Genomic DNA, 15,254 nt, shown 5'->3' on the forward strand with positions numbered 1-15,254 from the left:
TCTTAAATCTATAGGTCTTGATATTAACTATAATACTTCTCTTACTCGCTTTTCAGACTATCTACCGGATTCATTAGAGCAGCTTTCACACTTCTAAGACAGATGGTCCCAAAAGCAATCGCAAGTGTCATTCCAGCAGCCAAGGCATAAATCCACCATGCTATATCAATATGATATGCGAAATTCTCAAGCCACATATCCATAAAGAAATAACCTGCTGGAAAGGCTATAATCAAGGAAATACCAACCAGTTTAATGAAGTCCTTGGCAAGCATAGCCACAATTTGATTCACACTAGACCCCAGTACTTTTCGGATTCCTATTTCTTTTATCCGCTGCTCTGCAGTGAAAGTCACCAAACCGAATAATCCGAGACAAGCAACAAAAATTGTCATCAATGAAAGCACTGTTAGGAATGACCCCATCTTCGCTTCCTGTATGTAAGTCTCATTGTATAATTCGTCCAAAAAAGCATAATGAAAAGCCTCGCCTGTGTTAAAGCTATTCCAGCTAGATTCCATATCTGCAAGCAATGGATCCAACTCGGACTTTTCTGCTTTCAAAATCAAACTGTAATACGGATTATAAACCATCATCAGTGGTTTGATAGGCTCTCTTAGTGATCTGGCCACAAAATCCTTTACCACACCTACAACTTTCACATCTTCCCTTCCCCCCTGATTGTCAGTCATTTTTTCAAAGACCTGACCAATAGGATCATCCTCGATCCCCAATGCTCTAGCGGCAGTTTGATTGATGATAATGTTACTCTCTTCTGAGCCGAGATCCAACGAGAAATTTCTGCCTGCTATTAGATCCATTCCCATGGTGGGAATATATTCCTCATCAATTCCAAATTGTATCATCCTCAATGTTCCAGAAGAAGATTCATCCATGACCAGATTTTGGCTGTTCGTATCCGTAGGCCCTGATGGTATATATGCGGATTTGGTAACATTTTTAATCCGCCGGTCAGCCTTTAATTTATCCCTAAATACATCCAGATGCTCTCCCAAAAGTCCTGCATCACGTAGCACAATCAATTGCTCTTTATCATAACCAAGATCCTTATTCTGGATGTAATTCATCTGCTGGGAAACCACGATCGTCCCGATGATCAAGACCACAGAAACAGCAAATTGGAATACGACCAAACTACTTCTAAATCCGCTTCTATTGCTCCTACTGATCTTTTTCTTTAAGGATTCAATCGGTCTAAATGCAGAAAGGAAAAATGCTGGATAACCTCCCGCCATTAGGGTGACCAAAACAACGAGTGCTAAAAGAGAAATGAGTACTACTGGCTGAATTAAGTATACAAGTGAAAGAGATTTATCCGCAAAATTATTAAAAAATGGAAGCGCTAATTTTGCCATTAGAATGCCCAAAACCATTGCAATACAGACTGCTATCAACGATTCTGACAAAAACTGAAATACTAGATCCTGCTTTCCCGAACCCATGACCTTTCTAACTCCGATTTCCTTAGCACGCTGCGAAGCTCCGGCAGTTGAAAGATTCATGAAATTGATGCAGGCAATCAGCAGCATAAAGATTGCTATAGCGCAATAAATCAGCACTTTCTGCATATCTCCGCCGGCTTCAAAATCGCCTTTTCCAGCAAATTGGTTATGCAGATGAATATCTGTAAGTGACTGAAGTTTGAGGAAAACATGGTTTCCTTTTTCAAAAAACTCATCGAAGTCCATGCCCATACCTTGCTTCATCTGATCCTCCATGTACTTTCTGGTTATGGCAGGGAATTTAGCCTCCACTTGATCAGCTGTGGAGCCATCATTCAGCAGCAGATAGGTTATGTAATTTCCTGATAGCCAACTTTGATTTTTGGCATCTGGATTACCCAACATAGAGGCAAGCATCGCAAAATCAAAATGGGAGTTTTCCGGAATATTTTCAATCACGCCCGTGACGGTATAATCACCAGAAAAGTCTATGTATTGACTGGTATAATAGCCTATCCCTTCCAGTTTTACAGCCTGATTGATGGGGTTTTCATTACCAAAAACAGCAGTTGCCTGTTCTTGGGTGAGCACAACTGTGTTCGGTTTAGAAAGTGCTGTCGCAGGATCTCCACTGATAAAAGGAAGGTCAAAAACCTCAAAGAAATTAGGATCCACCAAGGCTGTATTTCCTTTTCGAATTACCTTTTCACCTATCCTAACTTTTGTATTGGAATGAATATTCAACACCCGAGTACTTATCTCCACATCTGGGATTTCCTCCTTAAAAGTTTCTGCGACAGGTGCCATCACACTCGCTTCACTAAGTGTCTGCTCTCCTATTTTGGCATCCAAGGTTACTCTGTAGATTCGATCATAATCAGCAAAAAAACGATCGTAGCTAAACTCCTCGATCACATAAAGACTAATCACCGTGCAAGTGGCAATACCCAACGCAAGTCCCAAGACATTGATAAACGAAACCAACCTATTCTTCTTTAGGCTTCTCCAGGCGATTTTAAAGTAGTTTTTGAGCATGAAAGTTAAAGTTGAAAGGTTTTAAGGTTGTAAAGTCTTGACTCTTGATTCTTGGTTCTGTTATCTTGATACTTATGTCTGGATACTAAGTACTCTTAATCAATTAAACTCCAGATTGATACTTCCACCAGAACTCTGCATGGTGACAGGAACTCCGCCTCCATTGATTTTGCCAAGAATCCTGTCCTTCTTTACTTCTCCACTGAAGTTGGAAAGTTTGGAATTCACTCTTCCTCCACTTAGGTCAAGGTCAAGCCCCAAACCATCAGGAACAACTGCTGTGATACTTCCGCCGCTGCTTTTCATGCTTAGTTCTTTTTCTAGGTTAGAAAGCTCGGCTCTGATAGATCCTCCACTAGTGTTGGCAGAAATGCTTCCTTCGATCTCCGTTAAATTCACACTTCCTCCAGAAGTATTCACCTTCAAATCCCCGATTAACTGACTGACTTTTACTGATCCACCACTGCTTTGCACGTCGATATTTCCTTCAAAATTTTCTACTCTTAGTGAACCTCCTGAACTGTGCGTATTAACATATCCAGAGCTGTTTACGACTTGGATACTTCCGCCACTTGTGGCAATTTCCTGTTCACCTTTTACTCCATCAAATGCTATGGAACCACCGCTGGATTGAATCTTCGAAGACATCTCAGTGGGCACTTGTACCTTAAATGATAGGTTCAATTTGTTTCTTCCCGTATTGTTTTTCTTTTTAATGATCAAGGAAATTGTATTTCCACTTTGGCTGATATCTAATGAATAATTTTCAAGTTCATTTTCTACCTGGGCATCTTCGATTTCTATTTCCTTTCCTTCGTACTTCACATACATGTCTACGATTACCTGATTCCCAGCAGTCCCACTTACGGCTACAGATGATCCGGAAGTTTCTACTTTGAGATTCCCTGAACCATTGAGTGTAAATTTCTTTGTGAGATAAGGGTCAGCCTCGAAAGCTGAAGCAGCTATGCAAAATGAGAAGAGTAATAATACTAGCGGGGCAAGTGAATAAATCAGCTTTTTCATAATCTGGATTTGGAATTGTTCAGAAAGTATAGACTCGTCAATTCCACTTTTATGCCACTAAAAACAGCCTCTTTTCACCAAAAAAAGGGGATTCTATCATTTCGGAATAATCTTGCTCGGACAGTTTTGTTCGCTCTCGGGCATTTCTTTTTATTAGTAGCAAAAATCTCTAACATCCATTCTACTATGACTTAACCAAAATGTGAACAAGCTTGTATTAATCGGAATTTCAAGCCTGAGCTTTCCGAATTGTTCAGTATAAATTCTATTGTCCAATTTTATATATTCAATATCTTTTTTGATAACTTAATTGTAAACAAGCTTTTATGTACGTTAAGAGATACTACAGCTTTTGGATGACAGTCCGTTGGTCCAAATTTTCCTTGATATATGGATTTTTATATTCCTTTTTGATCATCATTCTTTATGAAATTACCCGTATTCCTTTTTCCCTTCCTTGGGAACCAATATCTGTGATAGGTATAGCTGTGGCTTTCTTTTTAGGTTTTAAAAACAACAGCTCATACGACCGAACATGGGAAGCCCGAAAGATTTGGGGTGCTATAGTGAATGACAGCAGAACGTTTGCCACAGGGATTCTAAGCTTACCAAGCAAGGATTTGCCTTATGAAACTAAAAGGCAACTAATACACAGGCATCTTGCCTGGCTACTGTCTCTAAAACATGTGATGAGAAACGAAAAAAGTTGGGAGCATAACCTACCGGTGAATAAACTAAATTTCATCCCGGGTTTCATAGAGGAATATTACGATGGGATTTTTAAAGAAATTGAAAAATATCTATCGGAAGAGGAACTCTCCAGAATGAAAAAAATATCCAATGTCCCCTCACAATTACTTAAAAATCAAAGCAAGGAAATAGGAATTCTCAATGAAGAGGCATTCATTTCTGATTATAAGCAGGTTTGGCTACATGAACTGATCGGTAGATTATACACCCACCAAGGAATGAGCGAACGAATCAAAAACTTCCCATTCCCGAGAGAATATGCTTCAACCGGTTTATGGATCACCTATATATTTTGTGCATTGATTCCATTTGGCTTATTGGATATTTTTGAACAGTCGAGTGCATTACATTATTGGCTTACCATACCCTTTTCCGCGGTAATTATTTGGACATTCTTTGTAGTGGATAGAATAGGTGATTACTCAGAAAATCCATTTGAGGGAGGCTATAATGATGTGCCGATTTCATCTATTGCCCGAGCTATTGAAATTGATCTTTTAGAAATGCTGGAAGAAAAAAACATCCCCAAACCATATGCTGTTGAAAATGGATTTTTAATGTAATCAGGTCCCACAACAATAGATTGGGGAGTAGTAGATCAAAAAAAATCCCTCAAACTTTTGTCTGAGAGATTAAAAGACTAAATATTACCTGCTTATCTTTTTCTTAAACTGCTGGAACCAGAAGTTCTAACTTCTCCTAATCTTGGTGACCCAGTGTATGTCACATCTCCGGATCCGGAAGCACTAACAGATACTTTACCCAAGTCACCCACATGTGTATCGCCAGAGCCTGACTTACTTACTTCCAATTCGCCAATTGCCAGATTCTCTCCATGAAAATCTCCCGAACCTGACTGTTTGATTTCAGCTTTATCCACAGCGCCATCTTCGATTTTAATATCAGCAGATCCTGAGATAGAAACAGACAGTTCCTGAGCTTCCAGCTTGCCCATAGTGATGTTTCCAGAACCGGAAAGACCTGCATAAAACTCTTCTGATCTTACAGGTGAAGTCACTTCCATGGTACCGGAACCGGAGCATTTCACTCCTTCCAAATCCTTGTAGGTAATGTAGAACTTGAGCTTGACATTGTTATAGTTTCCATTCACCAAGCCAACACTCAAAACATCTCCATCGATTTCAGTCTTCACTTTGTCCATGTCTACCCCTCTGGCTTCTATTCTGACTTCTTCCGTGTTGCCCTCTTTCAGAACTACTTCCCAGCTTCCGCCAGAATGTACTTTTGTGAAATGGCCCGGAGTTCTTGTTTCCGTTGATTGTGCTTGCACGCATGATACCATCACCATCGCAGTGAATGTAAATGCTAATATTTTAGAATAAGTTTTCATAATATTTGTATTGAAAGATTGAAACATTTTAAAATTGGATTCTTGGTGGTAAAAATTGGAAAGCGGCATAGCGCATTAAAATTCTAGCCTCCTTTATTAGATGCAGGAAACGTCGAATAGGTTGCATAGCCCTTAAATCCCTAATTGTCTTGATTCTAAAATCTTAAGTAATCGTCCCTATACTTGGTACTTTGTACTTAATACTTTTTACTACTTAATACTTTTTACTTTAATTCATTCGCTTTTAATACTCTTCACGGGATCTGCCCAAGCAGCCTTGAGCGACTGAGACATCACTGTAAGTGCGGCTATCGCTCCAGCGATCAATCCTGCCCAAAGAAATACCGTCCAGCTGATGCCAATCTTATATGCAAAATCCTCCAGCCAACTGGACATTCCAAACCAGGAAATCGGTATAGCGATAAGGAAGCCTATCATTACAAGTTTCAAGAAGTCCTTCCCCAGTAACACCAGGATATTTCCCGTTTCTGCTCCCATTACTTTTCGGATACCGATTTCCCGGGTTCTTTGCTGCGTAGCAAAGGTGGTCAAGCCAAGCAATCCAAGAATGGAAATAACGACTGCCAATCCAGAGAAGAATGTGAAAATAGTTTTGACACGCTCCTCAGCTTCGTATTGTCTATTGAATCCCTCGTCGACAAAAATAGGCTCAAAAGGAAAATCCGGTCTTAAAACAGACCATTCTTCTTTGAGATAAGCCATGGTTTGCTCCTTGTTTTCCGCATCTATTTTTAGACTAATCTGATTATTTCTATCCTGTGAAATCATAAAAACGATGGGCACGATAGGCTGATGCAGTGATTCAAAATGAAAATCCTTCATCACACCTGTCACAAACCCGCGTCTATCGCCATATAAGAACTTTTTGCCTACAGCCTCCTCAGGACTCTCCCAACCAATCTCTCTAATCGCTGCTTCATTCAGGATAAATGCTTCGGTAGAATCACTTGCCAGGTTAAAATCAAAATCACGACCTGCAACTACTGGAATGCCATAAGTATCCAGGAAATTATGGGCTACATGCACATCCGCAATTCGAAGATTTAGCTGCGTCATCTCTCCGTCAATTTCGGCAGTACTCCCCTGGTTATCCAGAAGCCTTCCAGATGGAACCCGGCTAGATATGCTGACAGAATTGATGCCTTGATGCCTTTCCAGTCTATCTTTTAATATCAAATAATTTTGAAGAATAGCAGGGCTGGTTGGTAAGACTACGATATCTTCTTTTTCGAATCCTAAATCTTTGCTCTGCATAAAATCCAATTGCCTGACTACTACCAGAACTGCCACGATCAGAACCACTGAGATAGCAAACTGTCCCACAACCAAGACAGATCGAAAATTCTCATGCCCTTTTCCCGCTTTAAAAGCTCCCTTTAACACTTTCACAGGAGAAAAACCTGAAAGAAACAATGCTGGATAACTACCGGAAATCAGGCCTACAAAAAACACCAATCCAACCAAACCTAAAATGTATTCTGGGTTTTGAAAGAAGTTTAGACTAAGATCCTTGTCAGTGAAATTGGAGAATTTAGGTAAAAACAGGTAAACGAAAATCAATGCGAAAACCATAGAAATACTGGTAAGCATAAATGACTCCCCCAAAAACTGTCTGATCAGGCGACCCTTGTCAGCTCCCATCACTTTGCGTAAGCCCACTTCCATAGATCGCATGGATGATCTGGCAGTGGACAAATTCATGAAATTGATGCAAGCGATAAGCAGGATAAAGATTGCTACTGCCAAATAGATATAGACATAATCAATATTGCTGTTCGCCTCAATCTCCGAATCCAGGTTAGAATAAAGATGGATATCTTCCAATGGCCACATGGTCAAGGCGGTAGTTTTGGACATGGGAATGCCTGCCTGAGCTTCTCCCATGTTGCGGTCAATCAATGCTGGAAGCTTTTCTTCGAAAGCTTTGTAATCCACACCTTCATTAAGCAAGACATAGGTAGAGAAATTATTTCCACCATAATCGCTCATAAAAGCATCCTGACCTCCATAAAAGGCAACAACTGGGGCCATTGAAGCGAGGAATTCTGCATGAAAATGGGAGTTATCCGGCATATCTTCCATAAGACCTCGGACCTGAAAAGTAGCTTCCTGACCCGCCAGATTCAATTCCAATTCTTTACCAATTGGGTTCTCCTGCCCAAAATATTTTTTGGACATTGATTCTGTAATGATTAATCCATCTGAGTTTACCAAGGCGTCTTTTGCCTCTCCTTCTATCATATGAAATGAAAAAATATCGAATACCTCAGGGTCAGCAAAGAAGAAATTGCCCTCTTCGAATGCTTTATCCTGGTATTTAACCAAAGGCTCGTAGTGAAAAAATCTACCTACAGCTTCTATATCATCACCATAATCAGACTTCATCAAAGGTCCAAATGGAGCCGCTGCATGTCCAAGATGCAAACTAATAGCACCATCAGGATTGAACCAAGCTCTGGAAACCCTATAAATCCGGTCCGCATTGGCGTGGTACTTATCATAGCTAAGCTCATGCTGCACAAATAGAAATATCAGAATACTCACTGCCATGCCTACTGCCAAGCCAAACACGTTGATAAACATGTACAAAGGACTTTTCTTGGTATTCCGGATGAGTATTTTAAAATAATTTCTCAGCATGAGTTCGAAGATTGGTAAAGTGAAAATTTGATAAGGTGCACGGTATTAAAATAGAAAGTGAAAAGTCCTTACCTTAAAAGGTATTAGAGGATCACCTTTTAATCACCTTACTGGATCCAGAACTGGCAATTTTCTTGTTATTTGGGTTGCCTTTGTAGTAAACATTTCCTGAACCGGAGGAGCCAACTGTCAGGTTTTCACTAGCGCCAATTGAAGTGGTTCCTGAGCCTGACTTTCCTATTTTCACAGAGGTAGCCAATAGATCCAATCCGTCGAAATCACCTGATCCTGACTGTCCAATATTGACTGTATCCACGTTTCCACCAGCCACGTACATATTTCCCGAACCACTCATTCCTACATTAAGCGAACTGGCATTTATCATCTTTAGCCTCATAATGCCACTTCCAGACTGCCCAATATTTAATTTATCTGAGTTGATATCTGATTCTACAATCATATTTCCAGAACCTCCAGAACCTATATTTTCCAACTCACGAACTGTCACGTAAGCATCAAAATTGACATCTCGGTGGTTTCCCTTTTCTAGCCTTATTTCAAGTTTCCCATCTTTTACTACAGTTATTACTTTGTTCAGATCAAAACCTTTTGATTCCAATCGAACTTCGTCTTTGGATCCTATGGTAACATAAACGTCCCAGCTTCCATCGGATTCTACACCTGTGAATTTGCCTGGAGTACGTGTTTCAGTTTGTGCCTGAGCTGTTGTCCCCATCAAAAATAGTAGAAGGACAAATGCGGATATTTTAGAGAAGGCCATAGCGTATTAGTTTAAATTTTATTCCACCAGCTAGTTTTCAGAGATTGTGCCAAGGGTAAAAAATGCCTTTAAGCTCGATTTAACAGTATTTCGCATCTCCTTTCTGTCCGAGCAAGATCTGTTTTGTGCGGAGACGGACGAATAAATCCAAAAAACTTGACATAAGACGTAGAGCTCCTATTCAATCGAATTGGGAGAAAAAGACTAAAAAAAAGCAAGTCACCTTACAGCAACTTGCCAAACATTACATCCCTATGCTAAAGTTTTACAATGTTTTTCCTTCTACCTGCGTATATACTAACTCTGGAATACCTACAGTTTTTGCCCCTACCCGAACGAAGATCTCACTACGCCCAGCCAATGCTTCAGGGATAGGAAACTCAACTGTTAGGGGAGTTCCCAATACTATTTGATCTGCAGGAATATTGAACACCCCTTCATTGCGAACGGCATCTGTTATACTCGTTCTGCCCATATAGATTGCTGCAAATTCAAGATTACGATCTGGATTGATATCATCAATGGTAAATGTTACGGATAAGTTGTTTCCATTTACATTTACACTTGTATTATTCACAACATAGTATGGCTGTACCTCTACATCTATCATTTGTGATCCTCTCACTTGCACATCAATGGAGTCAGTTCTGTCCATCCAAGGACCGTTTCCTCGGATAAGAGTCATTTTATAATCGCCGTCAAAGAGGACTGCGGAAAAAGTCCCATCCTGAGCAACATACACAGGGATCTTCTGAAAAAGATCATAACCGCGCTGCCAAAGCTCAAGCTCAACACCATTACTTCTAAGACCTAATGTCTCCCCGTTATATACTAATCTTCCTGATAGCGTAGATTTCGGTTCTTCGAAATTATCAAATTCACAACTGGCTAAAGCAATAGCAATTAGTAGAATTAAATACGTATTTATGGATTTCAATTTCATAGCTTCTCCTGTTTAATGGAATGGGTTTCTTACAATTTTAGGATTTGCGTCAATAATATTCTGACCTATCAGGGAATAATAATTTCCCATCTGGAAGAATCTTGGCGCGCGGAATCTAGGAGCCACAGATTTGACAAAAACAAACTTACCATCACGGGAATCACCTGGTCTGACGACTCGATATGGATAAAGACTGTATATCATACTTTCTGGATTGCTAGGATTACCAGACCATTTCTCATGAGCTACTCTCCAGCGTTTATAATCCCATACTACATGATCTTCGAAAGCTAACTCAACCCGCCGCTCATGCATAATGTCTTCTAAAGTCAGACCACTTAGGCTGTTTGGTCCAAATCCAGCTCTTTCTCTAAGTAGATTGATGTAGTCCACAGCATCAGCTTGACCTAATTCGAAAGCAGCTTCGGCGGCATTCAGATAAATTTCACCTAATCGGAATCTCACCCACCAAACCTCACTTCGAATACCTCTTGTACTGGCACCAACTGCGTTATCTACATATTTCCGTAGATAAAAACCTGTATTGCTAACTTCTTGGATAGACCTATGTGGGCCTCCGGCAGCTACAAGCACGCCACCATCAGTATATTCGGTAGCTAGCCCATCAGACTCAATCTGGTCATAGCTACTGCCGTTCCATACCATTACACCTGCTTGCATAAAGATTTCCTGGCCCCGAAATGAGGCACCTGGATAGATTATCGTCCCATACATTCTAGCATCCTTATTTTGGAAGATTTCATCCACCTCATCATAATAGATATAATCAGAGCCATCGGCTGTACGGGTTTTTAATTCTCCAGAGCTTCCATCTAAATATTGAAAGTCTTCTACTAAATTAAGCCCTGGCGTAATTGCAGAGGATCCTAAATTATCCTCTCTTGCTGATCTTGCCACGTTATCATAAGTGAAACCATGTCTTTTATCTGCAGCTAATAAGAAGTCCTGGGCCCAAATAACTTCTGGATTGCCATTTTTGGTAATTATGGCTTCATAGAAGTTCTCACCCAAATCAGGATTTGCGGTATATAGGCTATAACTTCCACCTTCTAAAATAGCTTTTGAGGCTTCAAGTGATTTAGTATAATAAGCATTTGCCTTTGAAGGATCTATTCCCACTTCACCTCCAGGCAATTGAATGGGAGAACTCATTTCAGCGTTGTATTTAGCTAAAGAGCCTGCGTATAATGCAGCCCTACTGACTACTGCCATAGCTGTATTACTATTTGCCCTAGTATTGCTTCCATTATTTCCCAGAGTAGACTTGATAGCTTCCATCTCAGATATTATGAAATCATAAACCTCTGCCTCCGTATTTCTAGGATATTGTAAATAAGTAGGATCACCACTAAAATCATAGACCAGTTCCTCAGTAATAATAGGAACCCCTCCCATTCGCTTCACATGCTCGAAATAAACAAATGCACGTATGAATCTAAGTTCACTTAGAAACTGTGTTTTTTGATCATCTGGAAGCTCTGAAATCGTATTGAGCTTGTTGATGGAAAGGTTGATATCGCGTATTAAACCATAATCCCATAGTCCCCAGCGTGCGAAATCATAGGAGAAGATATTATTTAACCCATCATTTCCGGAATACCCAGACCACATGGCTTCGTCATAGGCAGCAAAATCAACCCATCCTGCGGTTAAGGTAGTATGCGCAGGAAGACGGTCATAATAATTAGATAGTATTCCGGTGACAAGTTTTGTATCATTCCATACTTGTTCGTCGAGGAGAATATTCGGTGGCTCTCGCTCTAGCCAATCCGAATCACAGGAAGTAAATACTGCGCCTATAAGCACCAATCCTAATATATATCTTTTAAATAGTTTCATAATAGTAACGTTTACAGGGTGATGCTAAATCCAAAATTGAACAAACGTTGCTGTGGATATACCAAGCCGTTTGCAGCTCCGATTTCCGGATCAATTCCGAACTCTTTTACATTGTCGAATGAGAATAGGTTGGTTCCCGAAGCATAAATCCGCAGGTTCGTAATACCGATTTTGTCCAATGCTGCTGGTTGTAATCTATATCCCAACTCCAGGTTTCTCAATCTCATATATTTCACATTGGTAAGCCAAAAAGTATTGTGTCTATACAGGTGATCCGCGCCAAATCTCCTAATTGCTGGATAAGTACCAGCTACCCACTCGCTGTCTGAATTGTACAGGTCTTCGTGATGCCATCTGTCTTCAAACATAAAGTCAGGCGAGGTACCATTATTCTGAAAAGGATATCTTAATTCCCAGTTTCTGGTAAATGTCTGCATGGAAGCTCCCGCAAAACTGAAGTATAAATCAAATCCTTTATAGTTTGCTGAGCCATTAAAACCAAAACTCATGTAGGGGTTAGCTCCTTCAGAATAACCAATAGGTCGCTCATCCATTCCATTGATCACTCCATCGCCATTCACATCCTTGTATATAAAGTCGCCTGGCAAAAGATTTCTGTTGCCCTGCCCGTCAATATTTACTGGATAATTATCTATTTCATCCTGATTTTCAAATCTACCTTCTACTTCATATCCCCAGTTGATATTTGCCCAGCGTCCTTCTTGGTCCGTACGATATTCATTCCAGGAATTTCCAAATCTGGGCTTATATCTTTCGATGATTTTCAATCTGGAGATTGTTCCATTTGCACTTAGCGTGAAGTTTAGATCTCCTACATTTCCTGCGTAGGTTAAAATTCCTTCCACTCCTCGGTGAGCATCAGACTCCAGGTTTTCTGAGGGTAGACCATACCCTACTTCTGTAGGAAGCAATACATCGTATCTTCCTGCTGGAAGTCCAGTTCTTCTTCTTTCAAATATGTCTGCCTGCAAAAACAACTTATTGTCAAAGAAATAGGAATCTATTCCAAAATTTATATTGGTATTGGTAATCCATGATAAGTTCCTTACAGGAAGTCCTCTCGGGTCAACACCTGGAACAAAAGAGCCATCTAGAATAGCACTTCCTCCTGCGGTGGAAATAAAATTGTATCCAGAATAATAACTGAATGGTGCCACAATAAAATCATTGCTGCCTATAAATCTATCATTACCTGTCTGTCCCCAAGAGCCTCTTAGCTTTACTCCACTTAAAAATTTCCCCTTTACATTATCCATAAAACCCTCGTCCGATAATTGCCATCCAGCTGATATTCCAGGGAAAAAACCGTAGCGATTTTCTTCATCAAATAGGAAAGAACCGTCATACCTGCCAAAAACTTCGAGTAGGTATTTCTCTTTATAGTTGTAATTGATTTTTGCCAAATACCCCTCTCTGGCTTCTTGATAGATTTCATCGATCAAAAGATCCTGATCTGCAAATGACATAATTGGAATATAGTTATTTGGTGGAACTGTGTGTACGACCATATAATGGGAATTTTGATCCCACTTCTCATATGCAGCTATTGCCGATAGAAAATGATCTCCCCAGTTTTTACCATAATTGATCTGGAACTGCCCCACCCGATCAATTGTATTTCGCTTCCTTCGCTCTCTCCACGGGTTTTGATTGCCCCACTCTGGTCGGGTTTCATATACATCTGTATCCTCATTATAGATGTATCCGTCGTAGGTATACTCAAAGCCATCAAAATCAAGATTTGTGAAATTGTAAGAATAAGTTCCTTTCATTGAAAGCCCAAAATCAAATTCATATTGAGCGTAGAAGTTTCCTTTAATTCCTCTCCACACCTCATCTACGTAACCTGTTACTTCCTTCGTGTACGTAGCTGGATTCACATTAATATTATGAACATCTCCATTTACATAATTCGGATTATCATTAGCGTAAGGACGCTCTGTAGGCCACATTGTGAAAATACTCAGGAAAGGATTGAAGTAATCATCCAGACCCGGCACACCTACTTGCTCTCTGTTTTCCAAACGACCCGAGATTTGAGTACCCACCGTCAGACCATCCGCTAATGTCATGTCAATGTTAGATTGGAAGTTGGTTCGTTGGAAAAGGTAATCGTCTATTAGAGCATCCTGATTAAGATGCGAAAGAGAAAAGAAGTACTTTGTGTTTTCTGACCCCCCGATGGCACTTGCATTTAATGAATATTGGGGTACGTTGGGCTTCATAATGAAGTCGTAATAGTCAAAGCTTTGATAGCCCTTTTCTGTTCCTTGCTCCCATTTAGCTAGCTCATCCTGAGAAATGGTGGGCGAACCTCCTAGATTTACCTCAGACTCAGCATTAGCTCGAATGTGTTGATATGCATTTGCAGGCTGAGGATATCTAGTGAAGTTTTGAAGTCCGTAATATCCTGAAAGATTAATTTCAGGTTTCTGGTTACTCTTACCTCTTTTAGTTGTAACTAAAACCACTCCATTAGCTGCACGCATTCCATATATTGCAGCAGAAGCATCTTTAAGCACAGTAATGCTTTCTATGTCTGACTGTCCTAAGTTGTTAAATTGTCCCGCATCCGAAGGTATTCCATCAATTACAAACAACGGTGTCCCCATATTCCTGATCTGTATTGATGTACTTGCACCGGGTCTGGCGTCTCCTTGACGGGCCGTTACCCCTTGAATTTTACCGACTAATGCTCCTGAAGTAGTCACAGCGGGAGTTCGCAAAAGTTCATCTGCCTTAACTTCTCCTACAGCTCCAGTGATAGTTCCTTTCTTTTGAACTCCATAACCTACCACCAAAACCTCATCCAGATTGGCAAGATTTTCCGATAGAGTTATATTAATTGAAGTCTGATTTCCTACCGTTACTTCCTGACTGTTAAATCCAATGAAAGTAAAAACCAGTATACTTTCCGGGCCTGGTACAGAAAGTGAAAACCTTCCATCTAAATCCGTAGCCACACCAGTTGTCGTTCCTTTAACGATTACGGAAACCCCAGGCAATGGTAGCCCTTGAGAATCTAGTACGGTGCCAGTTACTTCAACTTCTTTTGATTCCAAAATCTTCGAAGCCTTATTTATTATAAGTGCATTAGATCTTGACATAAAAGAAACGTTAAACAACAACACCAAACAGATAAATAAGGCATTCTTTTGTAAAGAATTATTTTTCATATTTATTATGGGTTTAATTAATAATTGATACTCATTTAAACACAATAGTATTCCACCTTACATAAAATATGTAAGTACCGATTACACAATAGATATACGCTTACCGATTTTAATTCAAATCGGCCACTGTTAATCTCTAAGGACTAGAAGTGATCACATCAAACCTTCTATCAGTTAATTATCAGAT

General features: G+C 40.0%; 9 protein-coding genes. 1 reads left to right on the plus strand and 8 read right to left on the minus strand.

The features are described from left to right. Positions 1-41 precede the first annotated feature (41 nt). Both AACZ73_RS12450 and AACZ73_RS12455 read right to left on the minus strand, forming a co-directional pair. Entirely contained in the window at positions 42-2,498 is a 2,457-nt protein-coding gene (locus AACZ73_RS12450; RefSeq protein ID WP_339878244.1) for an ABC transporter permease, read from the minus strand. 99 nt (positions 2,499-2,597) lie between these two features. Then, on the minus strand, positions 2,598-3,524 hold the full coding sequence (locus tag AACZ73_RS12455; RefSeq protein ID WP_339878246.1) for a hypothetical protein: 927 nt from the start codon (positions 3,522-3,524) through the stop codon (positions 2,598-2,600). Positions 3,525-3,850: 326 nt separating this feature from the next. Here AACZ73_RS12455 and AACZ73_RS12460 point away from each other — a divergent pair, with 326 nt between their 5' ends. Further along, complete coding sequence (locus AACZ73_RS12460; RefSeq protein ID WP_339878247.1) at positions 3,851-4,837, plus strand: bestrophin family ion channel; 987 nt, start codon at positions 3,851-3,853, stop codon at positions 4,835-4,837. A gap of 92 nt (positions 4,838-4,929) precedes the next feature. Here AACZ73_RS12460 and AACZ73_RS12465 read toward each other — a convergent pair whose 3' ends face one another. From AACZ73_RS12465 to AACZ73_RS12490, 6 genes are all read right to left on the minus strand, one after another. Then, the gene (locus AACZ73_RS12465; RefSeq protein ID WP_339878248.1) at positions 4,930-5,625 is read right to left on the minus strand and encodes a head GIN domain-containing protein; all 696 of its coding nucleotides are present in this window, start codon (positions 5,623-5,625) and stop codon (positions 4,930-4,932) included. A 234-nt stretch (positions 5,626-5,859) separates the two neighbouring features. Beyond that, entirely contained in the window at positions 5,860-8,286 is a 2,427-nt protein-coding gene (locus tag AACZ73_RS12470; protein WP_339878250.1) for an ABC transporter permease, read from the minus strand. Positions 8,287-8,377: 91 nt separating this feature from the next. Then, positions 8,378-9,067: a head GIN domain-containing protein gene (locus AACZ73_RS12475; protein WP_339878251.1), complete on the minus strand. Its 690-nt coding sequence runs from the start codon at positions 9,065-9,067 to the stop codon at positions 8,378-8,380. Positions 9,068-9,332: 265 nt separating this feature from the next. Continuing rightward, a complete protein-coding gene (locus AACZ73_RS12480; RefSeq protein WP_339878252.1) occupies positions 9,333-10,010 on the minus strand; it encodes a DUF3823 domain-containing protein in 678 nt (225 codons plus the stop codon). Between the two features lie 12 nt (positions 10,011-10,022). Beyond that, complete coding sequence (locus tag AACZ73_RS12485) at positions 10,023-11,870, minus strand: RagB/SusD family nutrient uptake outer membrane protein (RefSeq protein ID WP_339878253.1); 1,848 nt, start codon at positions 11,868-11,870, stop codon at positions 10,023-10,025. Positions 11,871-11,881: 11 nt separating this feature from the next. Next, on the minus strand, positions 11,882-15,067 hold the full coding sequence (locus AACZ73_RS12490; RefSeq protein WP_339878255.1) for a TonB-dependent receptor: 3,186 nt from the start codon (positions 15,065-15,067) through the stop codon (positions 11,882-11,884). Positions 15,068-15,254 lie beyond the last annotated feature (187 nt).

This window comes from uncultured Algoriphagus sp. (assembly GCF_963974835.1).
GTDB lineage: Bacteria > Bacteroidota > Bacteroidia > Cytophagales > Cyclobacteriaceae > Algoriphagus.